The organism is Pseudonocardia sp. TMWB2A, from assembly GCF_017312135.1.
In genome coordinates, this window is the sequence record NZ_QKQY01000001.1 from 1,511,254 (window position 1) to 1,535,405 (window position 24,152).

General features: G+C 59.1%; 27 protein-coding genes and 1 riboswitch. Of the genes, 16 read left to right on the forward strand and 11 right to left on the reverse strand.

The window, feature by feature from the left end; all coding sequences use genetic code 11:
* Nucleotide 1: 1 nt before the first annotated feature.
* Complete coding sequence (gene thiC / locus DMP17_RS07030) at nucleotides 2-1,924, reverse strand: phosphomethylpyrimidine synthase ThiC (RefSeq protein WP_337828350.1); 1,923 nt, start codon at nucleotides 1,922-1,924, stop codon at nucleotides 2-4.
* 114 nt (nucleotides 1,925-2,038) lie between these two features.
* A riboswitch (TPP riboswitch) is annotated at nucleotides 2,039-2,144 on the reverse strand.
* Between the two features lie 185 nt (nucleotides 2,145-2,329).
* Here thiC and DMP17_RS07035 point away from each other — a divergent pair.
* From DMP17_RS07035 to DMP17_RS07065, 7 genes are all read left to right on the forward strand, one after another.
* On the forward strand, nucleotides 2,330-2,821 hold the full coding sequence (locus tag DMP17_RS07035; RefSeq protein WP_337828351.1) for a hypothetical protein: 492 nt from the start codon (nucleotides 2,330-2,332) through the stop codon (nucleotides 2,819-2,821).
* Nucleotides 2,822-2,862: 41 nt separating this feature from the next.
* Nucleotides 2,863-3,444 carry a TIGR00730 family Rossman fold protein gene (locus tag DMP17_RS07040; protein ID WP_337828352.1) on the forward strand — a complete coding sequence of 194 codons (582 nt, stop codon included), beginning with the start codon at nucleotides 2,863-2,865 and terminating at the stop codon, nucleotides 3,442-3,444.
* Nucleotides 3,445-3,483: 39 nt separating this feature from the next.
* Nucleotides 3,484-4,086, forward strand: coding sequence for a nicotinamide riboside transporter PnuC (gene pnuC, locus DMP17_RS07045; RefSeq protein WP_337828353.1), 603 nt, complete (start codon nucleotides 3,484-3,486; stop codon nucleotides 4,084-4,086).
* Nucleotides 4,083-4,607 carry an AAA family ATPase gene (locus DMP17_RS07050; protein WP_337828354.1) on the forward strand — a complete coding sequence of 175 codons (525 nt, stop codon included), beginning with the start codon at nucleotides 4,083-4,085 and terminating at the stop codon, nucleotides 4,605-4,607. Before pnuC ends, DMP17_RS07050 begins: the two co-directional genes overlap by 4 nt.
* Nucleotides 4,608-4,734: 127 nt before the next feature.
* Nucleotides 4,735-6,561, forward strand: a complete 1,827-nt coding sequence (gene lepA, locus DMP17_RS07055) for a translation elongation factor 4 (RefSeq protein ID WP_337828355.1) — start codon at nucleotides 4,735-4,737, stop codon at nucleotides 6,559-6,561.
* Between the two features lie 215 nt (nucleotides 6,562-6,776).
* A complete protein-coding gene (locus DMP17_RS07060; RefSeq protein WP_337828356.1) occupies nucleotides 6,777-7,127 on the forward strand; it encodes a glycine zipper 2TM domain-containing protein in 351 nt (116 codons plus the stop codon).
* A gap of 286 nt (nucleotides 7,128-7,413) precedes the next feature.
* On the forward strand, nucleotides 7,414-8,187 hold the full coding sequence (locus DMP17_RS07065) for a CsgG/HfaB family protein (RefSeq protein ID WP_337828357.1): 774 nt from the start codon (nucleotides 7,414-7,416) through the stop codon (nucleotides 8,185-8,187).
* 195 nt (nucleotides 8,188-8,382) lie between these two features.
* Here DMP17_RS07065 and DMP17_RS07070 read toward each other — a convergent pair whose 3' ends face one another.
* Nucleotides 8,383-8,976 (reverse strand): peroxiredoxin, encoded by a 594-nt coding sequence (locus DMP17_RS07070; RefSeq protein WP_337828358.1) that lies wholly within the window; start codon nucleotides 8,974-8,976, stop codon nucleotides 8,383-8,385.
* Between the two features lie 97 nt (nucleotides 8,977-9,073).
* On the opposite strand from DMP17_RS07070, the gene DMP17_RS07075 reads away from it, so the two are divergent.
* The gene (locus DMP17_RS07075; RefSeq protein ID WP_337828359.1) at nucleotides 9,074-9,787 is read left to right on the forward strand and encodes a hypothetical protein; all 714 of its coding nucleotides are present in this window, start codon (nucleotides 9,074-9,076) and stop codon (nucleotides 9,785-9,787) included.
* A gap of 130 nt (nucleotides 9,788-9,917) precedes the next feature.
* Here DMP17_RS07075 and DMP17_RS07080 read toward each other — a convergent pair whose 3' ends face one another.
* Nucleotides 9,918-10,907 carry an OmpA family protein gene (locus tag DMP17_RS07080; protein WP_337828360.1) on the reverse strand — a complete coding sequence of 330 codons (990 nt, stop codon included), beginning with the start codon at nucleotides 10,905-10,907 and terminating at the stop codon, nucleotides 9,918-9,920.
* A 113-nt stretch (nucleotides 10,908-11,020) separates the two neighbouring features.
* Here DMP17_RS07080 and ung point away from each other — a divergent pair, with 113 nt between their 5' ends.
* Entirely contained in the window at nucleotides 11,021-11,737 is a 717-nt protein-coding gene (gene ung / locus DMP17_RS07085; RefSeq protein WP_337828361.1) for a uracil-DNA glycosylase, read from the forward strand.
* Between the two features lie 39 nt (nucleotides 11,738-11,776).
* On the opposite strand, the gene DMP17_RS07090 is transcribed toward ung, so the two are convergent.
* Entirely contained in the window at nucleotides 11,777-12,313 is a 537-nt protein-coding gene (locus DMP17_RS07090; RefSeq protein ID WP_337828362.1) for a hypothetical protein, read from the reverse strand.
* A gap of 101 nt (nucleotides 12,314-12,414) precedes the next feature.
* On the opposite strand from DMP17_RS07090, the gene DMP17_RS07095 reads away from it, so the two are divergent.
* On the forward strand, nucleotides 12,415-12,735 hold the full coding sequence (locus DMP17_RS07095; protein WP_337828363.1) for an alkylphosphonate utilization protein: 321 nt from the start codon (nucleotides 12,415-12,417) through the stop codon (nucleotides 12,733-12,735).
* 27 nt (nucleotides 12,736-12,762) lie between these two features.
* Here the strand turns inward: DMP17_RS07095 and DMP17_RS07100 are convergent, their stop codons facing one another.
* From DMP17_RS07100 to DMP17_RS07115, 4 genes are all read right to left on the reverse strand, one after another.
* The gene (locus DMP17_RS07100; protein WP_337828364.1) at nucleotides 12,763-14,763 is read right to left on the reverse strand and encodes a TonB-dependent receptor domain-containing protein; all 2,001 of its coding nucleotides are present in this window, start codon (nucleotides 14,761-14,763) and stop codon (nucleotides 12,763-12,765) included.
* Nucleotides 14,764-15,114: 351 nt separating this feature from the next.
* The gene (gene rpsI, locus DMP17_RS07105; protein ID WP_337828365.1) at nucleotides 15,115-15,606 is read right to left on the reverse strand and encodes a 30S ribosomal protein S9; all 492 of its coding nucleotides are present in this window, start codon (nucleotides 15,604-15,606) and stop codon (nucleotides 15,115-15,117) included.
* Nucleotides 15,606-16,085: a 50S ribosomal protein L13 gene (gene rplM / locus DMP17_RS07110; protein ID WP_443217832.1), complete on the reverse strand. Its 480-nt coding sequence runs from the start codon at nucleotides 16,083-16,085 to the stop codon at nucleotides 15,606-15,608. Before rplM ends, rpsI begins: the two co-directional genes overlap by 1 nt.
* A 240-nt stretch (nucleotides 16,086-16,325) precedes the next feature.
* Nucleotides 16,326-17,387 (reverse strand): COX15/CtaA family protein, encoded by a 1,062-nt coding sequence (locus DMP17_RS07115; RefSeq protein WP_337828366.1) that lies wholly within the window; start codon nucleotides 17,385-17,387, stop codon nucleotides 16,326-16,328.
* A 190-nt stretch (nucleotides 17,388-17,577) separates the two neighbouring features.
* Here DMP17_RS07115 and DMP17_RS07120 point away from each other — a divergent pair, with 190 nt between their 5' ends.
* The 4 genes from DMP17_RS07120 (at nucleotide 17,578) to dxs (ending at nucleotide 21,737) form a co-directional block, all read left to right on the forward strand.
* Nucleotides 17,578-18,057: a MerC domain-containing protein gene (locus DMP17_RS07120; RefSeq protein ID WP_337828367.1), complete on the forward strand. Its 480-nt coding sequence runs from the start codon at nucleotides 17,578-17,580 to the stop codon at nucleotides 18,055-18,057.
* Nucleotides 18,058-18,189: 132 nt separating this feature from the next.
* Nucleotides 18,190-18,675 (forward strand): Fur family transcriptional regulator, encoded by a 486-nt coding sequence (locus DMP17_RS07125; protein ID WP_337828368.1) that lies wholly within the window; start codon nucleotides 18,190-18,192, stop codon nucleotides 18,673-18,675.
* Nucleotides 18,676-18,747: 72 nt separating this feature from the next.
* Entirely contained in the window at nucleotides 18,748-19,710 is a 963-nt protein-coding gene (locus tag DMP17_RS07130; RefSeq protein WP_337828369.1) for a hypothetical protein, read from the forward strand.
* Between the two features lie 101 nt (nucleotides 19,711-19,811).
* Nucleotides 19,812-21,737, forward strand: a complete 1,926-nt coding sequence (gene dxs, locus DMP17_RS07135) for a 1-deoxy-D-xylulose-5-phosphate synthase (protein WP_337828370.1) — start codon at nucleotides 19,812-19,814, stop codon at nucleotides 21,735-21,737.
* A gap of 6 nt (nucleotides 21,738-21,743) precedes the next feature.
* Here dxs and DMP17_RS07140 read toward each other — a convergent pair whose 3' ends face one another.
* Nucleotides 21,744-22,010: a type II toxin-antitoxin system RelE family toxin gene (locus DMP17_RS07140; RefSeq protein WP_337828371.1), complete on the reverse strand. Its 267-nt coding sequence runs from the start codon at nucleotides 22,008-22,010 to the stop codon at nucleotides 21,744-21,746.
* Nucleotides 21,994-22,212 (reverse strand): type II toxin-antitoxin system RelB family antitoxin, encoded by a 219-nt coding sequence (relB, locus tag DMP17_RS07145; protein ID WP_337828372.1) that lies wholly within the window; start codon nucleotides 22,210-22,212, stop codon nucleotides 21,994-21,996. Before relB ends, DMP17_RS07140 begins: the two co-directional genes overlap by 17 nt.
* A 107-nt stretch (nucleotides 22,213-22,319) precedes the next feature.
* Here relB and DMP17_RS07150 point away from each other — a divergent pair, with 107 nt between their 5' ends.
* Both DMP17_RS07150 and DMP17_RS07155 read left to right on the forward strand, forming a co-directional pair.
* Nucleotides 22,320-22,547, forward strand: a complete 228-nt coding sequence (locus DMP17_RS07150; protein ID WP_337828373.1) for an AbrB/MazE/SpoVT family DNA-binding domain-containing protein — start codon at nucleotides 22,320-22,322, stop codon at nucleotides 22,545-22,547.
* A gap of 8 nt (nucleotides 22,548-22,555) precedes the next feature.
* The gene (locus tag DMP17_RS07155) at nucleotides 22,556-22,969 is read left to right on the forward strand and encodes a PIN domain-containing protein (RefSeq protein WP_337828374.1); all 414 of its coding nucleotides are present in this window, start codon (nucleotides 22,556-22,558) and stop codon (nucleotides 22,967-22,969) included.
* On the opposite strand, the gene DMP17_RS07160 is transcribed toward DMP17_RS07155, so the two are convergent.
* Nucleotides 22,953-24,080 (reverse strand): MFS transporter, encoded by a 1,128-nt coding sequence (locus tag DMP17_RS07160; protein ID WP_337828375.1) that lies wholly within the window; start codon nucleotides 24,078-24,080, stop codon nucleotides 22,953-22,955. The two genes, DMP17_RS07155 and DMP17_RS07160, sit on opposite strands and share 17 nt — an antisense overlap.
* Nucleotides 24,081-24,152 lie beyond the last annotated feature (72 nt).

Here is a 24,152-nt window from a genome sequence, read left to right on the forward strand (position 1 = left end):
GTCAATCCCGCTCCCAGTCGCCGCCGCCCATATACAACTCCCGCCCGGTTTCGACATAGATCTTGCTCATTTCCGCCATGCCCGCTTCCGCCTCATCCGCCGCGACAAAAGCATCGGCGTCCTGATTCTGCAGCTTCGCAAATTCGCGCACTTCCTGCGTGATTTTCATGCTGCAGAATTTGGGGCCGCACATCGAGCAGAAATGCGCGCTTTTGGCCCCCTCCGCCGGTAACGTCTGGTCGTGATATTGCTCGGCGGTGTCGGGGTCTAGGCTGAGGTTAAACTGGTCGCGCCAGCGGAATTCGAAGCGCGCGCGGCTTAGGGCGTCGTCACGGACTTTGGCTGCGGGGTGGCCCTTGGCGAGGTCGGCGGCGTGAGCGGCTAACTTATAGGTCACCACGCCGACCTTCACATCATCACGGTCGGGCAGGCCCAGATGCTCCTTGGGCGTGACGTAGCACAGCATCGCGGTGCCATACCAACCGATCATCGCCGCTCCAATGCCGCTGGTGATATGGTCATAGCCCGGCGCGATGTCGGTGGTAAGCGGTCCAAGCGTGTAGAAGGGGGCTTCGCCGCACGCCTCCAATTGCTTGTCCATATTCTCCTTGATCTTGTGCATGGGGACATGGCCCGGCCCTTCGATCATCACCTGCACATCCTGTTCCCACGCGCGCTTGGTGAGTTCGCCCAAGGTATAAAGCTCGGCAAATTGCGCCTCGTCATTCGCGTCTGCTATGCTGCCGGGGCGCAGGCCATCGCCAAGGCTGTAGGCGACGTCATAGGCCTTCATAATCTCGGTGATCTCGTCAAAGCGTTCGTACAAGAAACTTTCCTTGTGATGCGCGAGGCACCATTTCGCCATGATCGATCCGCCGCGCGAGACAATGCCGGTCACGCGCTTTGCTGTGAGCGGGATATAGGGCAGGCGGACGCCCGCATGGATGGTGAAATAATCGACGCCCTGTTCAGCCTGTTCGATGAGCGTGTCGTGGAAGATTTCCCACGTCAGTTCCTCGGCAATGCCGCCGACTTTTTCGAGCGCCTGATAGATCGGCACGGTGCCGATGGGGACGGGCGAGTTGCGCAAAATCCATTCGCGGGTGTCGTGGATATTGCGGCCTGTGGAAAGGTCCATGACGGTGTCCGCGCCCCAGCGGATCGACCACACCATCTTGTCGACTTCCGATGCAACGTCGGATGCGACCGCGCTATTGCCGATATTGGCGTTGATTTTAACGAGGAAATTGCGGCCAATCGCCATTGGCTCGCTTTCGGGGTGGTTGATGTTCGACGGGATGATGGCGCGGCCGCGCGCAACTTCTTCGCGGACAAATTCGGGCGTCACATAATCAGGGATGGCAGCGCCGAAACTCTCTCCATCGCGGACATATTCTTTGAGGCGCGCGCGGCCCAAGTTTTCGCGCTCCGCCACATATTCCATTTCGGGCGTGATGATGCCGCGGCGGGCATAGTGCATCTGGCTGACATTCGCGCCGGGTTTGGCGCGCAGCACCCGCTCGCGCACGTTGGGGAAAGGCTTGACCCCGCCGCTGCGATCCGGGCCGAGTTGGCCATTATCTTCGGGGCGCACTTCGCGCTGGGTGACTTCTTCGACATCGCCGCGCGCAACAATCCAGTCGCGGCGCAATTCGGCAAGGCCCTTGTCGATGTCGATATGCACATTGGGGTCGGTATAAGGGCCGGACGTATCATAGACGCGCACCGGCGCTTCACCGCTGGAAGGTTCCAGATGAATTTCACGCATCGCGACGCGCACACCTGACGGGGTTTCGACATAGACTTTCTTCGATCCGCGAATGGGGCCGGTGGTGACGCTGGGGAGCGTTGCTTTGCCTTCGGTGCGGGCGGGCCCCTGATTTCCGTCGGAAATCAGATCTTCACTAATAGAAAAGTCAGCCATCAGTATCAACTCCAATATTGTTGTTTACCTGCCTGATCCGAAAACCGGTTCCCACTTTTCGGGGCAGGTAAAGCTAGTTCGGAGTGATAACGGTTTTGGTCCTTTGGCGTGGCTTAAAGGAAAAACCGCCCTCCCTCCGCCGGTCTTAACCGGTTCAGGTTCAACGGGTCGCGGGCATCACAGCACCGCCTCTCAGCCATCGGCTCCCCGGGGTATGGGCCTATGTATAGAGAGTTATTGTGCCAGTGCAAATGTCTGGTGGAGGAAGCGGGTGACCTTGTTGGACGCGCGCAGTCGGGCTATGGGCAACCGTGACGCTATGCCGCACGGGAGTCCGCCTTTATGCACTATGGAAAGCTTATGGTCGTCGCGACAGTAACCATGATATTATCGGCGACCGGTATATTGGCCGATGCGCCCCTCAAGGCGCAATCCGTTGACACCACCGGCAAAGTCATGATGGAAACCGCTTGTCGCGACAAGGATTTTGCAGGCTTTTTTGAAGGGTTCAGCCGCGCAAGCTGGCCTGAACGGCAGGCTTATCTGGCCCCGTCCATCCGGGTGGTGAAGAACGGCAAGGCCCGCATGGTCCCGCGCGCCGCTTATACCGGCTATGATATCATGCTGATCGATTATAGCTATGCGACCGCAAGCAGCTTTGCCCTGTTCGAAGCGGGCAAGCGCGCCGGTTATGACAAAATTACGCATAATGCCGTCCCCCTTCCCAAGGGCGATTATCGCGTGGACTGGAGCCGCGGCACATTTGCGGTCACGGGAGAGGATGAGGCGGAAGAAAGCCTTGTCCGCCGCTTTGGCCCCGCGCAAAGCTATAGCTTCCGCAAAACCGCAAGCTGCTGGCAACTGGTCGAAGACCGCACCGGCGCGGCCCCGCGCTGAATATCATTTCCCCCTTAACCGGAGACTTTATGCCCCATAAGTTGAAACGCCTCGCCGTCTATTGCGGTTCGGCATCGCCAGCCGACCCTGTCTATATCGAAACCGCGCAAGCGGTCGGGCGGGCACTGGCGGAGCGTGGCATAGGGCTGGTCTATGGCGGCGGACGGCTTGGGCTTATGGGCGCGGTTGCCGATGCGTGCATCCATGCGGGCGGCGAAGTCATCGGCGTTATCCCCGAAGCTTTATGCTCCAAGGAAGTGCGCAACGATCTTTGCACCGAACTCCATATCGTACCGGGGATGCACGAGCGTAAGAAGATGTTCACCGACCTGTCGGATGGCTTCATCACCATTCCGGGCGGCGTCGGCACGATGGACGAATTGTGGGAAGCGATTAGCTGGGCGCAGCTTGGCTATCATGAAAAGCCGGTCGGCGTTCTGAATGTTGCGGGCTTTTATGACCATCTGGTCGCGTTCAACCAGCATATGATTGATGTGGGTTTTGTCCGCGAGGCGCATAAAAATATCATGATTGTCGATGATACATTGGATGGCCTTATCACCCGCATGGCGGCTTATGAACCGCACCAGACGATTTTCCGGATGAAAGCCGATGATCTTTAATCGCGCGCGCCTGACAAAGATTGTAACAGCCTAGCACCCATGATCTTTTCTACGCTTGAAACCATTGCTGTGGTGCTGGGGATGATGAACATCATCCTCATCATCCGGCGCAGCATCTGGAACTATCCGTTCGGGATAGCGATGGTGAGCTGCTATGCGTGGATCTTCTACGGGGCTAAGCTTTACAGCGACGCTCTGCTCCAGCTTTTCTTCTTTGTCGTGCAAATTTACGGCTGGTGGGTGTGGTCGCGCGCCGCGAGCGATGCCGAAGATCACAAAATCCCCGTGTTACAGCTTAACAAGGTCAACCAGTTGGCGGTGCTGGGCGGATGCCTTATCCTGACGCTTGGCTGGGGAACGATGATGGCGCGGATGACCGATGCCCATTATCCTTATTGGGATGGTGCGATTGCGATGATCAGCGTTGTCGCGCAACTCTTGCTCGCGCGCCGCTATGTCGAAAATTGGGTGTTGTGGATCATCGTCGACATTCTGGCGGTCGGGCTTTACTGGACCAAGGCCTTGCATTTGACCGCTATTCTCTATGGTCTGTTCCTGCTGCTTGCTATAGTCGGGCTTATCCAATGGTGGAAAATCCATCGTGCGCAGCGGCCCCAAGAGGAGAGCGAGGCATTTCGTTGAATATCGTCCTGCACGGCGCGGAAAGCACCGGAAAATCAACACTCGCGCGGCAACTCGCGGCGCATTATGACGCGCCCTTTGTGCATGAATATGGCCGCACCTATTGCGAAGCCTATGGCACCGATTTGATGCCGGACGATCTGGTCAAGATCATGCGCGGCCATATGGAATTGACCGCCGAAGTGCGCAAACAAGCCTGTGCGCTGTTTTTCTCCGACACCGACCCGCTGATGACGGCGGCCTGGCAGATGATGATGTTCGCATCGCGCCATCCCGATCTCGACGCCTTTACCGATGTGGGCGACCTCTATCTGCTGATGGATGATGATTTGCCGTGGATCGACGATGGCCTGCGCGTCCACAAAAGCGCCGCCGAACGCGCGCATTTCCAAGCATTATCCAAGGCCGAACTCGACCGGCGCGGCGTGCCTTATGTGGTGATTTCGGGCGACGGCGAAGCGCGCAAACTCAAAGCCATTGCCGTCATTGACCGGATGCTTGCCGGACGGCGCGACCGCTGAGCCAAGGCGCGCACGGGCTTGCCTTCTGAATCAACGGTGACAGCAAGGCTTGGCCCTGCTATCGGCGCAGAATCTTTTTATCGGGCGGGCCACAAAAGGTCCGCCTTCATCGCATTATGAAGCATCCATGACCGACCTTAGCCTCATCCGCAATTTTTCGATTATCGCCCATATCGACCATGGCAAATCGACGCTCGCCGACCGTTTGATCCAATATACGGGCGGGCTGTCCGACCGTGAAATGTCCGGCGCGCAGCAAGTGCTCGACAATATGGACATTGAAAAAGAGCGCGGCATCACGATCAAGGCGCAGACCGTCCGGCTCGACTATAAAGCCAAGGACGGCATCACCTATGAGCTTAACCTCATGGACACGCCGGGCCATGTGGACTTTGCCTATGAAGTATCGCGCAGCCTCGCCGCGTGCGAAGGCGCGTTGCTCGTGGTGGACGCCGCCCAAGGGGTTGAAGCGCAAACGCTTGCGAACGTCTATCAGTCGATCGAGCATGACCATGAAATCCTGCCGGTCATTAACAAGATTGACCTGCCCGCCGCCGAACCCGACAAGGTGAAGGCCGAAATCGAGGAAGTGATCGGCCTTGATGCGTCCGACGCGGTGCTGGCTTCGGCCAAATCGGGCATCGGGATTCAAGATATTCTCGAACAGATTGTCGCCAAAATCCCGCCGCCCAAGGGCGACCGCAATGCGCCGTTAAAGGCGATGCTGGTCGATTCATGGTATGACCCTTATCTGGGCGTCGTCATTTTGGTGCGTGTGATTGATGGCGTCATCAAGAAAGGCCAGCAGATCAAATTCATGCAGGCGGGCACGACCCACCTCATCGACCGCGTCGGTTGTATGCGCCCCAAAATCGAAATTTTGAGCGAGATCGGCCCCGGCGAGGTTGGCTTTATCACCGCGCAAATCAAGGAAGTCGCGCAAACCCGCGTCGGTGACACGATTACCGATGCCAAGCGCCCGACCGCAGAGCCTTTGCCGGGCTTTAAGGAAGTGCAGCCTGTAGTCTTCTGCGGCCTGTTCCCGACCGACGCCGCCGATTTTGAAAAGCTGCGTGAGTCTATCTCAAAGCTGCGCCTCAATGACGCGAGCTTTTCGTTTGAAACCGAAAGCAGCGCGGCGCTGGGCTTTGGTTTCCGCTGTGGTTTCCTCGGGCTGCTCCACCTTGAAATCATTCAGGAGCGCCTGACGCGCGAATATGATCTCGACCTTATCACCACCGCGCCGTCGGTGGTCTATAAGCTCAAGCTCAGCCGCTCGAAAACCGAAGATGCGCGCGAGATGGAGTTGCACAATCCGGCGGATATGCCCGACGTCAACCGCATCGACGAAATTCAGGAACCGTGGATTGAAGCCACGATTTACTGCCCCGACGAATATCTGGGCTCGATCCTCAAACTATGTCAGGACCGGCGCGGTATCCAGAAACAGCTCACCTATGTCGGTGGCCGCGCGCAGATCGTCTATGAGCTGCCGCTCAACGAAGTGGTGTTCGATTTTTATGACCGGTTGAAGTCAATCAGCCGGGGCTATGCCTCGTTCGACTATCACCAAATCGGCCACCGCCCCGGCGATCTCGTCAAGATGAGCATCATGGTCAATGGCGATCCGGTCGATGCGCTGAGCATGATCGTCCACCGTGGCACCGCCGAAGCGCGCGGACGCGGTATGTGCGAGCGGCTGAAAGACCTCATCCCGCGCCACCTGTTCAAAATCCCGATCCAGGCGGCCATTGGCGGCAAGGTCATCGCCCGCGAAACCATTGCCGCAATGCGCAAGGACGTGACCGCCAAATGCTATGGCGGCGACATCAGCCGCAAGAAAAAGCTCTTGGAAAAGCAGAAAAAAGGCAAGGCCAAGATGCGCGAATATGGCAATGTCAGCATCCCGCAAGAGGCGTTTATTGCTGCGCTTAAGATGGGGGATGAGGGGTAGTCGGCGCACGCTGTAGCTCCCTGTCGCTTCTCTCCTTGGCGGGTGAGGCGTCACAAGCTGTAAAAAACGCGCCTCGTCCCATCGTCGCTTTTGCACTCTTCACCGCCAAATTGCACGTATTTCTGCCGTTGTCAGGCGTTCATGCAACCAGCGTTCATCTATGTTCGTTCATACCCCAAATCACGAGATTACATCCATGCGAAAGGGTAAGAACAATGAGCATGATTATGGCTGCCATGATGGCAATCAGTCCGATGAACGGAGCCGCAACGATGCCGAGCTATGTGCCGGATATGACTGCGGCGACCACTAGCGACTTTTACAAAAAGCGGTATCGCGACCGCCGTGTGCGTAGCAACGAGCGTTTGTGGCGTGATAATCGCGGTCGCTGGCGTTGTAAGCGTGACAATGGCACGACCGGTCTGGTGGTCGGCGGGGTTGTAGGCGGTGTTGCAGGCCACGAGATTGCTGGCCGTGGTGATAAAACGCTGGGCACTATCATCGGTGCAGGCGTGGGCGCTATTGCCGGTCGCGAAATTGACCGGGGCAGCGCACGCTGTCGCTAAAAAAAAGATACGTCTCTTGAATGAGAGGCGTCATCCCACCCTTCGGGGTCGCAACGGACGGGCATCGGAAACGGTGCCCGTCTAGTTATGTGGGAGTGCTCAGCACTCTCCCTCTCCTCTCGCCTCACCTCCCGTCCGATTATGTGATAATCGTCACCTTGCGGGACAGCTGCGCTTTTGGCTCTACCAATATTTCCTGTCTCCGTTAAGAGTTAGCGCAGATTCGCACGGATCTGCGGGGGTATGTGCGCATCGTCCACAGGGAGAACCCAAGGGAGTTATTTTGATGAAGAAGATTCTGATCGCGCTGGCTGCGGCGAGCGCCATGACGATGGCGGCCACGCCCGCAATGGCTCAAAACAACAAAAGCAAAAGTTCGGGACGCAAGGCGCAAGAACGCGCATCGGCCGAAATTCCGGTCTGCACCCGCAAGCTCGGCTCGATCGCGATTGTCGAACCCGACTATCGCTGGTGGTCGGAATATGGGCTGACCTCGCCCGAAGCCTTGCTCAAGGTCATGGTCATGCGTTCGGGCTGTTTCACGTTGGTCGATCGCGGACGCGGGCTTGAAAGCCGCAACCTCGAACGCGCGCTTGCCGACAATGGCGAATTGCAGCGCGGGTCGAACATTGGCAAGCGTCAGGTGCGCGCGGCGGACTATTTCCTTGTCCCCGACATTGTATCGCGCAACCGCAATTCGGGCGGCGGCGGCCTTGGCGGCGCGCTCGGCGGCCTCATCGGCAACCGCACCATCGGCGCGATTGCGGGCGGCCTCAACGTCAAGAAGAAGGAAGCCAATGTCACGCTGACACTGGTCAATTCGCGCACCACCGAACAGGAACGCCTGACCGAAGGCTATGCCCGCAAGACCGACATCGGTTTTGGCGGCGGCGGCTTTGGCTGGGGCAGCGCATTGGGCGCGCTCGGCGGGTCGAGCTATGAAAATACCGAAATCGGTCAGGTCATCGTGCTGGCCTATCTCGACGCCTATCGCGATCTGGTGACGCAGTTGGGCGGGATGCCGACCAACCCCAGCGCCGCCGCCCCGCGCGCCGAATAAGGCATAGGGTTAGAAGAATGAAAAAGCCCGCCGGGAGGATATTCCGGCGGGCTTTTTTCATTTCGAATATTCTCAAATAAGCCCGCTAGTCCTGAACCCGTTAGTCCTGAGCTTGTCGAAGGACGCCCATCAATATTACGCCAGCCTTAAAACCGCCCTTCGACAAGCTCAGGGCTAGCGGGTTATAAATAGGCTTTACCGCCGCGCCGGACGCGTCTTCAACCGCTCCACCGCCGCCAGCGTGTTGCGGACATGGTCGACATAATTCATATCGCTATGCACATAAGCAATGCGCCCGTCAGCTGCGATGACGAAGCTAGTGCGGTTGGTCATATTGACCGCCGGAAGCTTGACATCATAAGCCTGCATGATGCGCGAGGTGGCAATCGCCACCGGAAATTTGGAGCGGCACACCTCGGTCGAAAAACGCTGGAGATCGGCGATATTGTCCGCCGACATACCGATAACGGTCGCGCCAGCCGCAGAAAAACGGTCATGATTTTCCGCAAAGGCCGCCGTTTCCAAGGTGCAGCCTTTGGTGAAGGCTTTGGGGAAAAAATAAAGGACAACCGGCCCTTTGGCGAGTTGTTTGCGAAGGTCGAGCGTGAAGACTTTGCCGCCAATCGCGCCTTGCGTGACAAATTGCGGCGCGCGGGCATTGGCCTGAAGCGCGGCGGTCGTGGTGGCGGGCCGGAAGGTCATAAAGCCCAGCCCCCCGACCAAGGCGACCGGCAGGGCGACTTTCAAAATACGGAACGCTTTGCCCGCAGCGCGGTTGGTGGCAGACATATCAAGGCTCCTTGTTTGGGCTATAGCCGATGCGCGCAAATCTTACCGTTTTTCGTGCGCGGGGTCCAGCGCAGAAGGGGCAATGCAGGAGATGACCATGCCCCCCAAGCCCCTCCCCGCCGCCCTTTGTCTTGCGAGCTTGCTGGCGCTGGGGGCGTGCAGCGATACGCGTGAAGCCCCGCAGGATAAGGCGGGGAGCGGAACCGGATCGGGGGTATCTACTGCGGATGCGGGGGCTGCGGACATTTCTGCCCCAACCGCGAATAGCACAACCGGGCCGGGAGAAAGTGGCGCACCTGCGACCGGCGCTACAACCGACCAAGCAACTGTCCCCGCAAGCGGTCCCGAAACAAAAGCGCATGCGGCCACGGGTATCCGCTCGGTCTATAGCTCGATCAAAGGATCCGCCTGCAAAACCATCGCCGCCGATGACGAGGCAGAATATCGCGAGCAGAAATGCACCGGCTTTGCGGGCACCCCGCTCTATATCAAGGAAGGCGATTTGCGCGCTGATCTGGATGCGGGTGCGATGGGCGAATTTTTAACCCCCGGCCCGTTTAACGCGGCCAGTGATACGGTCGAATGGCGCGTCGGCAAAGACGGCCAACCCTTCGCCATCATCTTCCGCCTGACAAGCGACGTCCCCGACCAGCCCAAGCAAAGCTGGCTCATGGTCGAAACCGTCGGCAAAGGCGGCAAACCCGGCTGCCGCTTGGCCGAAATTCCGGGGGCGACGCGCGATGCGAACAAAGTCGCGCGGGACAAAGCCGATACGGCTGCTGACGGCAAAGCGAAATGTATGACTTATTGAGAGGCTTAGATTGCGCCATACCCGCCCAAAAAAATCGGCCCGGTGGTGAGACCGGGCCGATGGCTAGCCTGTTTTGCGTGAGACGCCTAAGCGCCCCCCACAAAACAGCGACGAAGCTATAATGCCGCCCTTATTTGGCGGTCACGACCAAATCGGTGCGGCGGGCATTCTGGTCAGCGCCGCCTTTGGTTTCGGCGATACCGCCCGCTTTGGAATCAAGACGGCCAGCGTCCACGCCCTTGGCGACAATCGCTTTGACCACATTGGCCGAGCGTTCCGCAGAAAGTTTTTCGTTGGTGGCCTTGTCACCAGTCGCGTCGGTATAGCCGACAACCGAGGCTTTGACCTTGGGATAGGCTTTCATGATCGCGCCGATACTGTCGATGGTCGGTTGGTCTTCGGCGCGGATCGCGGCGGAACCGGTGTCGAAGTTCAGCTTATCGAACGTGAAGGTTTTCGGCACCGCATCGCCCGACGTCACAAATTTATAGAGATTGTAAGTGATCGTTCCCGGCGTGATGTCGAGCTTGCTATTGTCGGCAAGCGTCACGCTTTCAACTGGTCCCGTCGCTGGGGTTGCGGGTGTAGCAGGGGTCGCCTGCTCAACGCCGGGGTCAGCAGGCATGGGCGCAGGCGCTTCCGCCGTGCTGCAACTCTTGAACGCGAGGAATGCGGCAATCGCAGCGGCAATAAGCAACAGCCACGGCCAAAAACCCATCCGCCGTTCCGGCTCTACCGGGTCATTATAGGTTGCGGGCGTCACAGGATCGCGATGCAGAGGATCGCGGTGCACAGGATCGCCATGCACGCCATCACGGATACGGTCACCCATCCGGTCGATCCCGCGCTCTGCTGCATGGGCCGCGCCGCCGACCGTCGCCGCAGCGCCCGCCGCCAAGCCACCCAAAGTCGTCAATATGGTGGACCAAGCGCCGTCCAGATAGGCCGATTCCCCGTCCACGCGCGCGAAACGGGTGAGCGGCACATCATGTTCGCCATCGACCACGCCTTCCTGCCGCAAGCGCACATTATCGCCCGCTACGCCCAAAATTGTGCCGATAAAATCACCGTCGGAATCCAGCACGCGCATCCCTGCGCGCAGATCATTTGCTGTTATCATAGTCCCTCTCCCTCTAGCGTGCGCCAGACATTTTAAGGGCGTCGGACGCAGGCTTGGTTGGTGGCTGGAAAACGGTTGACCCGTGCGAATGTTCCGTGCAGGCGCTTGGGGCCATGAGCGCGATAAAACTCGAAGCTGGCTGGAAGGACGCATTACAGGCGCAGTTTGATGCGCCTTATATGGCGGCGCTGCGCCAATTCCTTGTCGATGAACGCGCCCAAGGCCGCCGCATTTTCCCCAAGGCGAGCGAATGGTTTCGCGCGCTCGACCTCACCCCGCCGGACAAGGTGCGCGTGGTGATTTTGGGGCAGGATCCTTATCACGGCGTGGGACAAGCGCATGGCCTGTGCTTTTCGGTGCAACCGGGCGTCAAACCGCCGCCCTCGCTCGTCAATATCTATAAGGAATTGAAAAGCGATCTGGGTATTACCCCGCCTGCACACGGATTTCTCGAACATTGGGCGGAGCAAGGCGTGTTGTTGTTAAACAGCGTGCTGACCGTCGAAATGGGCAAAGCCGCATCGCATCAAGGGCGCGGGTGGGAAAAATTCACCGACGCGATTATTGCTGCTATCAATGCGCGCAAGGAACCGGTCGTCTTCCTGCTATGGGGCAATTATGCGCAGAAAAAAGCCGCGTTCGTCGACAGTATCGACAAAGGCGGGCCGCATCTGGTGCTGAAATCCGCGCACCCTTCCCCGCTCTCGGCCCATAACGGCTTTTTGGGCTGTAAGCATTTTAGCCAGACCAATGCGTTCCTCGAAAGCCACGGATTAGCGCCGATCGACTGGACACTCCCCGATTTGACCGAGCAGCAAAATTTGCTGTGAGGACGGGCTTGCGAAGGATCGGGGCATCCTTCGCGCGCGTCAGTCGTAACAACCTTCTTCGAAAATCGCGGCCATTTCGGCGGGGACCGGCGGGAGGGGCCCGAGTTTCTGGTTGCCATAGCTTACCGAAAGCCCTGCTTCGCCGGGGAGCAATTTGCTCAAATCGGTCGGCACGGGCGCAACGCCGGTCATGCCGCCCGCATTGGTTTCGCGGTTGGGGTCGGCGACCAGCGCGGTGACGATGCCGCCATTGCCGATGCTCATGCGGTCCTCGCTCGATACCGGCGTGAAGTTGGTCACATTGACATAAAATTTGCCCGAACCGGTCGGGCAGGCCAGCACCACGGTATTGTTGGTAGCCGCATCGGTATAGCGCAGCGAATCCCCTTCCTCATTGCTCGCCGAACGCCAATAGGCTTTGGGCTGGTCGGGCGCCGCAGGGTCTGTAACCGGTGCCGGGGTAGCCGCGCCTTCGGTCGTCTGCACAGGCGGCGGCGCTTCATCCTTGTTCTGGCAACCGGCGAGAGCAAGCCCCGACAAGGCCGCAACACACAGGGTCAGACGCGCAATCCGCATAAACTCTTCCTCATTTTCGATCGGGCGCTGGCAAGCCCTGCCGCGCCGCGTTATGGGTTGGTGCAAAGCATAGCCGATGCCGCACACAAGGGAACCTGTTTATGAGCGATAGTGACGAAGATTATGTCTATGACGATGAGACAGGCGAATGGATTAGCGCGGCAGATGCCCGTGCCAAAGCGGGCGCAGGCGGGGCCCGGGATAGTGGCGTCGAGGTGTGCGATGCGGTCGGCAATCTGCTCGCTGATGGCGATCAGGTCACGCTCATCAAGGATTTGACGGTCAAGGGCGCAGGCCAGACATTGAAGCGCGGCACGCTCATCAAATCGATCCGTTTGACTGGCGACCCCCAGGAAATCGACTGCAAATATGAAGGCATCAAAGGCCTTGTATTGCGGGCCGAATTTGTGCGGAAACGCTGATGCGCGAACAGCTTTTTCTCCTTCCCCTCAACCAAAATTATGTTTGAGGGTCAGGAAAAGCTGGATGTGGGCATTGCGGACGCGATATTCTTCTTCGTTTGGCACTAGATTGTAACGGTCCGGCGTGAAGAAGGTGCGGCGGCGCACCGCAGGGATGTCCGACAAATTCTGTCCGGTAAATTTGATCGTCGTTTTGGAGGTCGGACGATATTCGACAAAGGCGGAAAATTCAGGGTCGCTCATGCGGTTGGAATCTTCTTCCGAGCGCCAGAAGCTCGTTCCCCAAGTGCCGACTTCGGCGTCGACACCCCACGCGAATTTGCCCAAATCCTGCCGGAAGCCCAAATCCGCGCCGAGCGAGGAATAGCCCGAAAAATGGCGGTGCTGGTGGGTGTAAGGGTCGCGCACCCTTGTGTCGCCCCATGAAATATTGCCGGTCAACTGCCCGCCCTTTATGCCCCATTGGCCAAGCGGCAAGGTGAGCGCGCCGGTTGCAAAAAATTGCCGCCCATTGCCAAGATTGCCGGGGCCGTCGCCCTCCTCCAGCGGCACGCGGTCCTGCACCTGCGTAAAGGCCTTATAGCCGCCTTCGACAAAGATGCGGCCATTGGTGAAGATCGGGCGCTCCGCCGACGCGCGGAACGTCCACACACGCTGCGGCACCAGATCGGGATTGCCGCCATTGACGCGGTCATTGGCAAGCTCTGCGGCCCCGACAAAATCGTTGAAATTAAGCTGCGCCACGGTGCGCGCTGCCGACGCTTGCACCCGCCACTTATGGCCTGCCTGCCAATCCAGCGAAAGCTTGGGTTTGAGGTAAGACAGGCTGCGTTCCGCCTTGGCATCGCCCGTCACGGTGAGCCGCGAGCCTTCGTAAGTGAGGCCCATATCCATGCGCAGCTTGGACGTGAGGCTGCGCCCCAGCGTCACAAAAGGTTCGGCGCGATATTCGGTGACGACCGCTTCATCGACGCTAAGGTCGATGGGGACGGGATTGCCATTGCTATCAATGCTGTTGAGCTTGACCTTGCTGTCGAGCCGGTTGAACGCGCCTTCGGTGCCGAGTTCGACATTCCAGCCGTTCCAGTTGCTGCGGCTCCACACCAGCCGCGCGACCGCCTCGTCGCGGCGGTAGATGACGCTTTGTTCATAGCCGCCAATCTGCTGGGACGCGATGCGGTTGTGATTATATTCGAAATTGTCCCAATCGCGCCTTGTGCCAAGCAGGATGAGCTTGAGCCCCCCGCCCGCCAAGGGCCGCGTAATGTCGCCGCCCAGTTCATAATCCCATACATTGATGCGCTGGTGGTAAATATCGTCGCGCACGGGCTCGCCAACGGGCGTCACATCATTGGTCTGGCCAAGCCGGTATAGCCCGCGCGCGATGCGGCCATTGAGGTGCGCGCTGCGGTTCGCGCCATCATCATGCGCCCAAGATAAGGTGCCGAAATATTGGCCGTCGGTGATGTCGTTAATCTTGCGCCGATATTCGATGAGGTCGCGTTCGGGCAGGCTGACCAGCCGGTCATAGCCTTCTTCGGTATAGGCACTTGCGCGATAGCCAGCGGACGCGTTGAAGGTCGATTTACCCGACCGCAGCAGCGCCGACACCGACCCAACGGGATGGATGTCGCCGGTATAATCGCGCGAGATTTCGACCTCTGCGGTGCCGGACAGGCCGCCCGTGGCCGTCAGCACAAGGTTCACCACTTGGGGCTTGCCCGAATATTCCGCGCCGAACAGATCGCCCGCGCCGACTTCGACACGCAGCACGCGGTTGGCGGGGATGCGGCTCAATATGGTTTCGAGCGAGTCGGATTTGCTGCTGGGCCGCTGCCCGTCAATCACCAGATTGCCCGCCGCCCCTCCGAAACCGCGCACATCACTATTGCCGGTGCTGAGCGAAAAGCCGGGGATGCGGTTCACAATATCGAGCGCATTGGAGGGCGCAAAGGCGGTGAAATAGGCCGCATCATAAACGGTGCGACCGCGCTCGTCGACTTGCTGTGCGACGGCGGGGGATGCCATAGCGCCGAGCGATAGCATCGCCCCCGCCAACCATAAGCTGCGCCTCTGCATTGCTTTTATTTTCCGGACCATAGCCTCCGCACTCCCATTGCGATTACGCGTGTAGTCGCTGTGTATTACTAAGATAGAACAGTGTCAACGGGGGTGCAGAATTTTTTTTGGGGGCAACCATCTCCCCTCCCGCTTGCGGGAGGGGCTGGGGGAGGGCTTATCGTGAAAGGTCAATCGACCAACAGCCCCTCCCCTAACCCCTCCCGCAAGCGGGAGGGGAATTTATGTGCGCTCCTCACACAAAAAACGGCCCCGGAAAATCCGGAGCCGTCTTTTTGTTCGCAATGAACGGGTAAGAAATTAACGCTTCGAGAATTGGAAGCTGCGGCGGGCTTTCGCCTTGCCATATTTCTTACGTTCAACCGCACGGCTGTCGCGGGTGAGGAAGCCTTCACGCTTCACCGCCGAACGCAGCGCGGGTTCATATTTGGTGAGCGCCTGGCTGATGCCATGCTTGACAGCGCCAGCTTGGCCCGAAAGGCCACCGCCCTTGACGGTGCAGATCACATCATATTGACCTTCACGTTCGGTGACGGTGAAGGGCTGGTTGATGACGAGACGCAGCGTGGGGCGTGCGAAATAGACTTCCTGATCGCGGCCATTGACCGTGATCTTGCCGGTGCCGGGCTTGACCCAAACGCGGGCAACAGCGTCCTTACGACGGCCGGTTGCATAAGCACGGCCATATTGGTCGAGTTCCTGTGCGCGCAAGGGAGCAGCAGGCTGTGCCGGAGCGTCAACAACAACTTCGGTGCCTTCGGTGAGGTCTTTCAAATCGGTAAGATCGGACATTATGCACCCACCTTGTTCTTGCGGTTCATCGAAGCGACGTCGAGGATTTCGGCCTTCTGGGCATCGTGCGGATGCTCGGTGCCGGCATAGACGCGCAGATTTTTCATCTGCTGACGACCCAGCGGACCGCGCGGGATCATACGCTCAACCGCCTTTTCAAGCACGCGCTCGGGGAAACGGCCTTCGAGGATCTTCGCAGGCGTGGTTTCCTTGATGCCACCAGCATAGCCGGTGTGCTTGTAGTAAACCTTGTCGTTGAGCTTCTTGCCCGTGAATACGACCTTGTCGGCATTGATGACGATGACATTGTCACCGCAATCGACGTGGGGCGTAAAGCTCGGCTTGTGCTTGCCGCGCAGGATGCTGGCGATGATGGTGGCAACGCGGCCTACGACGAGACCTTCTGCGTCGATCATCACCCATTTCTTTTCGACGTCCGCCGGATTTACCGACTTGGTCGTTTTCATGAGCGCCTTCATGGGCGTGAACTCCTGTTGAGCGGGAGAAGGGTCCTCCCGGAAACAAAAACACGGGGCATAGCGAAAACCCGCCACGCACCGCGAATGAGCGCGCTAATGACGGGGAATGAGTCAAAAGTCAAGGATATGTGCGGGACTTAAAACGGGTATTATGATACCGTTGCTTTTTCCTGCGCTATTCTCCCGCGAAGGATGATGAGAGGCACGTGACTCTCATCATCCTTCGCGGGGGAACGCGTCCTATCGGTGGGAGGATTCCATCAATCCCACCGCATGGGCGCTCGCCACCGCAAACATCAGCAGGATCGCCGCGACCGCTTGGTGCGTGACCGCGACCCATAGTTCGACCCCGCTCATCACCGTGATGATACCGAGCAGGATTTGCGCGACCAGTGCGAGTTTCAGGCCCATCGCGACCTTGCGCCCGCCGCGCTTCATCGCTTTCAACGCGAGCATCACAAGCACCACCGCCACACCCCAAGCAAACCAGCGGTGGAAGAAATGCACCACCACCGGATTATCGACAATATTGCGCCACAGCGGCTCTATATAAGGGACGCCGGACGGATACCATTCCGCCGGGTTCATCTTGGGCCAGTCCGCCGATACGTGGCCCGCGCGCATCCCCGCGACAAAAGCGCCCCACGTCAGTTGCACAGCCAACAAAAGCAGCGCGAGCCAGCCAAAGCCGGTCGGCTTGACCTTGCCGCGCGTTTCGCCGCGGGCAAGCGCCAGCATGTCGAGCGCGGTCCACACCGTGACGGCCAAAATCAGGAAGGCATTCATCAAATGCACCGCCAAGCGGTAATGGCTAACCTCGGTGCGTCCGACGAGGCCGGACACCACCATCCACCAGCCGATCAGGCCCTGCAATCCGCCAAGGAACAACAGGAATACAAGGCGCGGCATATAACCTTGGGGAATCGCGCGCTTCCACGCGAACCAGATAAGCGGCACCGCGAACACCACACCGATCAAGCGCCCGATGAGCCGATGCACCCACTCCCAAAAATAGATGAATTTGAAATCCGCGAGCGTCATATTCTGGTTGACGGTCTGGAACTGCGTGGTTTGTTTATAGAGCGCAAACTGGTGCGCCCAGTCGGCCTCATTCAAAGGCGGCAGCGCGCCCGATACCGGCTTCCATTCGGTAATCGACAGGCCGGATTCGGTGAGCCGCGTAATCCCGCCCACCACAATGATGAAGAACACCAAAGCGGCGACCACCCACAACCAGTTGGCGATGGCGACAGGCCGCGCGCCGGGCGGCAAGAGCGAGGGGGAGCGTTGAGTCTGCGACATGGGCCTGCCCCTAGGCCGCGCGCGCGCGCGACGCAAGGCTTAGGGCGGCGCGTCGACAAGCAGGCGGGAAGAAATGGACCGCAACCGAAGGCCGGAATAACAGACCGGAATAACAGGCCGGATCAAACCCGCATTTCTTTCAAATGATATATTGTATCTTTGACGGCGATATGTCATATCATCGCTCGCAATGGCACAGACTCAGCAGGATCATCAGGCAATAGCCAGCCTCGCGCGCACGGCTCCGGAATTTCGGTCGGGCTTGCGCGATCTCGCGACAGCGCGGGTGCGGGCGCTTGATTCGGCCATCCGTCCGCGCTGGCTGGACCGGCTCGGCATGGCGATTTCGGGGCTGTGCCTTGTCCATTGTGTCGCGACCGCGATCATCGTCAGCCTGTTGTCGACCGCTGGCAGTTGGCTCGGCAGCCCGCTCATCCATGAAGGCGGGCTGGTCATCGCGATTATTTTCGGCGCGCTCGCGTTGGCCAAGGGCATTATCGAGCATGGCTATCTCCAGCCTGCCGCTTTTGGCGGGCTTGGCCTTGGCATAATGGCAGGGGCGCTCACCATTCCGCATGGCGATGCCGAGCTGGTCTATACGCTGTTCGGCGTGTCGCTTGTCGCCTTGGGGCATGACCTCAATATCCGCGCATCAAGCCGCCTGCGCTAAGCGCCACCCCTTTATTGACGGGCTTTATGAACCGGCGCACACGCGTCCGCTCACGCTAAACCGGTGCCCTGGCCCGCTATTCCCGTATTGCGGCCCCTTGCCGCGCATCGGCGAAAGGATTACATTGCAGCCATGGCCCAGACGCAAAAATCCGATACGCATAATCATGCCCACCATCATCATATGGAAGGGGCGGACTTAGCCGACGCCGCGCGCACCACCTTGCAGGCAGCGGGCGAGCAATGGACCGCGATGCGCGCCGATGTCTTCGAAGCCTTGTCCGGACTCACCAAGCCGTCATCGGCCTATGATATTGCCGATCTCGTATCCAAAAAGCGCGGCAAGCGCGTTGCGCCCAACAGCGTCTATCGCATCCTCGACCTGTTCGTGACGACCAACCTTGTCCGCCGCGTCGAAAGCGCCAATGCGTTCATCGCTAATGAACATCCCGGATGCCTCCACGATTGCATCTTCCTCATCTGCGATAATTGCGGGTCGGCCACCCATATCGACGATGACACGCTCACCCAAAGCGTACGCTCGATAGCGGGCAAGACCGGCTTTGCGGTCGACCATCCGGTCATCGAAGTGCGCGGCACCTGCACCGATTGCGGGTAAAATCATAAGATTTCGGGGGGAATGATGATGCGGAGCATAAGCCGTGCAGTCGCAGCGGGCAGCCTGTTGGCTATGGCGAGCGGATGCGCGCCGCTGGAACCGGCCCAAAACAATGCCTCGCTCTCCGCCCCGCCGATAGAAACGGGCGACATTGATCGTTTCTGGGCGACTTATGATAGGGTCCGCGCGACCAATGACCGGCCAACGCAAATCGCGCTCGTGCAAAGTGGCTATCTCGATAGCGGCAGCGCGGGGCTCAAAGCCTTTGCCGCCGCCAAAAGATGCACGGCGGAAACCTACACCGACCATATGCGCAATTATCCGCGGTTTTGGGAAAGCCTGCGCGCGCGATCCTTGGCCGCGCGCAACCTCACCGTCGCCATCGCCCCCGACCTTGCAAAATTCCGCGCCGTCTATCCCGAAATGCGTCCCGCAAGCGTGTATTTCCTTGTCGGCTGCATGACCTCGGCAGGCACGGCGTCGGGCGATAAGGTCATGTTCGGCACCGAATTGGTGATGGGCAATGCCCAAGTGGATTTGAGCGAACTTCCCGAACGCGGTAAGAAATTTTTCAGCGCTTTTTACGCAACCGACCCCGAAAAAGGCCTCCCCGTCCTAGCCATCCACGAATTTGTGCACACCCAGCAAAAAGAAGGCGCCACCGGCCTCCTTGCGCAAACCGTATCGGAAGGCGCGGCCGATTTCGTGACCGAGCGCGTCACCGGAAAATTGCCCAACCTCCCCTATATGACCTTCGGCCCGGCCAATGACGCCGCGATCAAGGCGCGCTTTCAAGCGGATCTCGCCAAGGGCGCAAGTGCGAACGGTTGGCTCTATACCGGCGTTGACGGCAGCCCGTTTGGCGTGCGCGACCTTGGCTATTATGTCGGCTATGCCATCGCGAAATCCTATTATGCCAAGGCCCAAGACAAGCGTCTTGCGCTCAAGCAGATTATTGAACTCGACACGACCGACGCAAAAGCGGTTGAAAATTATGTTGCCGCGTCGGGATATTTTCCGGCACGGGCGCAATAAAGTTTACCCGATCCTTCAAAGTTAACGACCCACCCCTTCTGCACATCCACTGCACCGCTTTTTGGTTCGACTCCTGCGGCAACGGGGCGTAAGGCATTTTTATGACTGTTCTTTCACAGACACCTTTGCTCGATACCGTCACCACGCCCGCCGACCTGCGCGCCCTTGCGCCGGAGCAGTTGCGCCAGCTTGCCGACGAGTTGCGCACCGAAACCATAGCGGCGGTCGGCACCACCGGCGGGCACCTCGGTTCGGGGTTGGGTGTGGTCGAATTGACCACCGCGATCCATTATGTGTTCAACACGCCCGATGACCGTTTGGTGTGGGACGTTGGCCACCAATGCTATCCGCACAAGATTTTGACCGGACGGCGCGACCGTATCCGCACGTTGCGGCAAGGTGGCGGCCTCAGCGGCTTCACCAAGCGCAGCGAGAGCGAATATGATCCGTTCGGCGCGGCGCATAGCTCGACCTCGATTTCGGCGGCCTTGGGCTTTGCGATTGCCAACAAGATTGCCGACAAACCCGGCAAGGCGATTGCGGTCATCGGCGATGGCTCGATGTCGGCGGGCATGGCCTATGAGGCGATGAACAATGCCGAGCAAGCGGGCAACCGTCTGGTCGTCATTCTGAACGATAATGATATGTCGATTGCGCCGCCGGTGGGCGGGCTGTCGGCCTATCTGGCGCGGCTGGTATCGTCGCGGCCTTTCCTCGAAATGCGCGAAGTGGCGAAGAAATTTTCGCGCCTCCTCCCTCCACCCCTCCATGCTGCTGCCCGCAAAACCGACGAATTTGCGCGCGGCATGGCGATGGGCGGCACCTTGTTCGAAGAGCTTGGCTTTTATTATGTCGGGCCGATTGACGGGCATAATCTCGACCATCTCATCCCCGTGCTGGAAAATGTGCGCGATGCCGCCGAGGGCCCATGCCTCATCCATGTCGTCACGCAAAAGGGCAAAGGCTATGCCCCCGCCGAAGCGTCCGCCGACAAATATCATGGCGTCCAGAAATTCGACGTGGTGACGGGCGAGCAGGTCAAAGCGCCTGCCTCCGCGCCCGCCTACCAGAATGTGTTCGGGGAAACCTTGGCGAAGCTGGCCGATACCGACCCGCGCATCGTCGCGATCACCGCCGCCATGCCATCGGGCACCGGCGTTGATAAATTCGCGAAAGCCCATCCCGACCGGACGTTCGATGTCGGCATTGCCGAACAGCACGCCGTAACATTCGCAGCAGGCTTGGCGGCACAAGGGATGCGGCCCTTTTGCGCGATTTATTCGACCTTCCTCCAGCGCGCCTATGATCAGGTCGTGCATGATGTCGCGATCCAGAATTTGCCGGTGCGCTTTGCGATTGACCGTGCAGGGCTGGTCGGTGCGGACGGCGCGACCCATGCGGGATCGTTTGACGTGACCTATCTCGCGACGCTCCCCAATATGGTGGTGATGGCCCCGGCAGATGAAGCGGAACTGGTCCATATGACCTATACCGCGACGCTCCATGATGACGGCCCGATTGCGTTCCGTTATCCGCGCGGCAATGGCACCGGCGTTGCGCTCCCCGAAGTCCCCGAACGCTTGGCAATCGGCAAGGGCCGCTTGGTGCGCGAAGGCAAATCGGTCGCGATCCTCTCGCTCGGCACACGATTGGAAGAAGCGTTAAAGGCCGCCGACGAGTTGGACGCCAAGGGGCTTTCGACCACCGTCGCTGACTTACGCTTTGCCAAGCCGCTCGACGAGGCGCTGATCCGTAAATTGCTGACGAGCCATGAGGTGTGCGTGACCATCGAGGAAAACGCCGTCGGCGGCTTGGGCGCGCACGTCCTCACCATGGCGAGCGATGAGGGCCTCATCGACAATGGCCTGAAACTACGCACTATGCGCCTCCCCGATATGTTCCAGGACCAGAATAGCCCCGACAAACAATATGACGAAGCGGGATTAAACGCCCCGCATATTGTCGACACGGTGCTGAAGGCCTTGCGGCATAATAGTGTGGGCGTCGTGGAGGGTGGGGTGGCTTAAACCCGCTCACCGCCGATACACATCGCGGCGGTGGCCCAGCGCCACCACGACAATCACCAGCCGCCCGTCCTCGATTTTGGCAATCACGCGATAATCGCCGACGCGGTAACGCCACAGGCCGGACAATTCCCCCGTCAGCGCCTTGCCCCGCAGGCGCGGATCGTCGAGCGCGGCAATCTCTTCGACCGCTTTCAATATGCGCGCCGCCGCCTGTCGGTCGATCTTGCCGAGCGTTTTGGCAACGCCCGCGCTATATTCAATCGTCCAGACCAAGGCGCCGCTTCATTTCGTCATGCGACACATTCCGCTTCGGGTCATAATCCGCCATCGCCTCGGTCGCGAGCGCATGGTCTTCCAGATCGTCAATATATTCCTCGATCGCCCGGCGCGCATAATAGGTTTTGGTGCGCCCCGTCCGCGCGGCAAGGTCCGCCAAGCGGCGCTCCAACTCTGCATCCAATCGAATAGCCAACATGGGGTGACGCCTCCTTGCTATAAATGTATAGCAGACGGCCCGTAACCGCAAGAACTTGCCCCACGGATATACATGGCGTATATGTATATCCATAAGGAGCAAATCCCATGAAAGTCGCCAAATGGGGCAATAGCCTCGCCATCCGTATTCCCGCCGATGTGGCGCGCGAATTGCGTCTTGAAGAAGGCGACGAAATCGACCTGTGCGCGATTGAAGGCAAGATCGGCATACGCCGCATCCTCACGCGCGACGAAGCGATTGAAGGGATGCGCCGCATCGCCAAGCCCCTGCCCCCCGGATATAAATTCGACCGCGACGAAGCGAACGCCCGCTGAACGCGGCAATGCAATTCTTCGACACCAATATTCTGGTCTATGCCCATAGCCAGGATCCGCGCAACGCGGTGGCCCGCTCGCTGCTGCGTCAAGAGGGCGTCATCAGCGTCCAATGCCTCAACGAATTTGTGAATGTCGCGCGGCGTAAACTAGGTATGACATGGGACGAGGTGCAAGAAAGTCTCGACTTCATTCACACATGCTGCCCTACCATCCTCGCCTTAAGCCTTCCGCTGCACGAACAAGCCTGCCGTATCGCGGCGCGCTTCCGGTTTTCCATCTATGACAGTTTGATTGTAGCCGCCGCTTTTGAAGCCAAATGCGACATCCTCTATTCCGAAGATATGCAGGATGGCTTGGTGATGGAAGGCCCTGACGGACACATCCTCCGCATCGTCAACCCGTTCAAAGACTTGGCTTAGCCCCCCGCTCGACCGACACCGACACACCCAATATCGCCAAGCCGCCTAGTGCCAACCCTGCGCCTACCGGCCCGGTTGATTGCCAGCCATAGCCTGCCGAAATGGCAAGCCCGCCAAGAAATGGTCCCAGCGCATTGGCCGCGTTAAATGCGGAATGGTTGAGCGCGGCAGCAAGTGCCTGTGCGTCGCCTGCCACGTCCATCAGCCGCGTTTGCAACAGCGGCGCTAACATTCCGCCCATGCCTATTGCGACGACATTCATCAGCAAGAGCGGCAGATGCGCGGCAGTGAACCAGTAGAGGCTCAATGCGATGGCCGAGAAGACGAGCACCCCCGCCGCCGGCTTCAGCAAACCGAAGCGTTCAAACCGCGGGATGATCAAGCTGCCCGAAAACATACCGATGCCGAATATCATTAACGCCAGCGGCACCATTTTCTGGGACACGCCGGTCACATGCGTCATCGTGTCGGCAAGATAGGTATAGACCGAAAACATGCCCCCAAAGCCGATCGCGCCAATCCCCAAGGTCAACCACACTTGCGGTTTTTTTAGCGCGCCCAGTTCGCGCAAAGGGTTGGCCTTCGCATCGGGCGCTTCATCGGGCACGATGCGCCACACTAATCCGGCGGTCATAATGGCCAGCACCGCCACCACGATAAAGCAGGACCGCCACCCCGCAATCTGCCCCAATAAATTGGCAAAAGGCGTGCCGATAATATTCGCGATTGTAAGGCCAAGCAGGACATAGGCCGACGCCTTCACCCGCTGATCCCGTGGCACCAGCGATGCGGCCACTAGGGTCGCAATGCCAAAATAGGCCCCATGCGGCAATCCGCTCAAAAAGCGGAAAGCCAGCATTTGCGGATAGGTTTGCGAAAAGGCCGCAAGCAAATTGCCCAAGGCGAACACTATCATCAAACCGATCAACAAGGTGCGGCGGCGCATCTTTGCGGCCAATATGGTGATCGCGGGCGCACCGACCACGACGCCCAGTGCATAGGCGCTAATCGCGTGCCCTGCGGTCGGGGCATCAATGTGCAAGCTGCGCGCAAAGTCAGGCAGCAGGCTCATCGTTGCAAATTCGGTGATACCAATCGCAAAACCGCCCATCCCTAACGCGCATAATATCAACGTGACGGGCGGAGCGGGCATAGCGGGAGCCATGGGGGAATGCGCGACGGG

Bases quoted from the DNA above. Each gene is read 5' to 3' on its own strand.
- thiC (WP_337828350.1), bottom strand. From the start codon at position 1,924: ATGGCTGACTTTTCTATTAGTGAAGATCTGATTTCCGACGGAAATCAG.
- pnuC (WP_337828353.1), top strand. From the start codon at position 3,484: ATGATCTTTTCTACGCTTGAAACCATTGCTGTGGTGCTGGGGATGATG.
- lepA (WP_337828355.1), top strand. From the start codon at position 4,735: ATGACCGACCTTAGCCTCATCCGCAATTTTTCGATTATCGCCCATATC.
- DMP17_RS07060 (WP_337828356.1), top strand. From the start codon at position 6,777: ATGAGCATGATTATGGCTGCCATGATGGCAATCAGTCCGATGAACGGA.
- DMP17_RS07065 (WP_337828357.1), top strand. From the start codon at position 7,414: ATGAAGAAGATTCTGATCGCGCTGGCTGCGGCGAGCGCCATGACGATG.
- DMP17_RS07070 (WP_337828358.1), bottom strand. From the start codon at position 8,976: ATGTCTGCCACCAACCGCGCTGCGGGCAAAGCGTTCCGTATTTTGAAA.
- DMP17_RS07075 (WP_337828359.1), top strand. From the start codon at position 9,074: ATGCCCCCCAAGCCCCTCCCCGCCGCCCTTTGTCTTGCGAGCTTGCTG.
- DMP17_RS07080 (WP_337828360.1), bottom strand. From the start codon at position 10,907: ATGATAACAGCAAATGATCTGCGCGCAGGGATGCGCGTGCTGGATTCC.
- ung (WP_337828361.1), top strand. From the start codon at position 11,021: ATGAGCGCGATAAAACTCGAAGCTGGCTGGAAGGACGCATTACAGGCG.
- DMP17_RS07090 (WP_337828362.1), bottom strand. From the start codon at position 12,313: ATGCGGATTGCGCGTCTGACCCTGTGTGTTGCGGCCTTGTCGGGGCTT.
- DMP17_RS07095 (WP_337828363.1), top strand. From the start codon at position 12,415: ATGAGCGATAGTGACGAAGATTATGTCTATGACGATGAGACAGGCGAA.
- DMP17_RS07100 (WP_337828364.1), bottom strand. From the start codon at position 14,763: ATGGCATCCCCCGCCGTCGCACAGCAAGTCGACGAGCGCGGTCGCACC.
- rpsI (WP_337828365.1), bottom strand. From the start codon at position 15,606: ATGTCCGATCTTACCGATTTGAAAGACCTCACCGAAGGCACCGAAGTT.
- rplM (WP_443217832.1), bottom strand. From the start codon at position 16,085: ATGAAGGCGCTCATGAAAACGACCAAGTCGGTAAATCCGGCGGACGTC.
- DMP17_RS07115 (WP_337828366.1), bottom strand. From the start codon at position 17,387: ATGTCGCAGACTCAACGCTCCCCCTCGCTCTTGCCGCCCGGCGCGCGG.
- DMP17_RS07120 (WP_337828367.1), top strand. From the start codon at position 17,578: ATGGCACAGACTCAGCAGGATCATCAGGCAATAGCCAGCCTCGCGCGC.
- DMP17_RS07125 (WP_337828368.1), top strand. From the start codon at position 18,190: ATGGCCCAGACGCAAAAATCCGATACGCATAATCATGCCCACCATCAT.
- DMP17_RS07130 (WP_337828369.1), top strand. From the start codon at position 18,748: ATGGCGAGCGGATGCGCGCCGCTGGAACCGGCCCAAAACAATGCCTCG.
- dxs (WP_337828370.1), top strand. From the start codon at position 19,812: ATGACTGTTCTTTCACAGACACCTTTGCTCGATACCGTCACCACGCCC.
- relB (WP_337828372.1), bottom strand. From the start codon at position 22,212: ATGTTGGCTATTCGATTGGATGCAGAGTTGGAGCGCCGCTTGGCGGAC.
- DMP17_RS07150 (WP_337828373.1), top strand. From the start codon at position 22,320: ATGAAAGTCGCCAAATGGGGCAATAGCCTCGCCATCCGTATTCCCGCC.
- DMP17_RS07155 (WP_337828374.1), top strand. From the start codon at position 22,556: ATGCAATTCTTCGACACCAATATTCTGGTCTATGCCCATAGCCAGGAT.
- DMP17_RS07160 (WP_337828375.1), bottom strand. From the start codon at position 24,080: ATGGGCGGTTTTGCGATTGGTATCACCGAATTTGCAACGATGAGCCTG.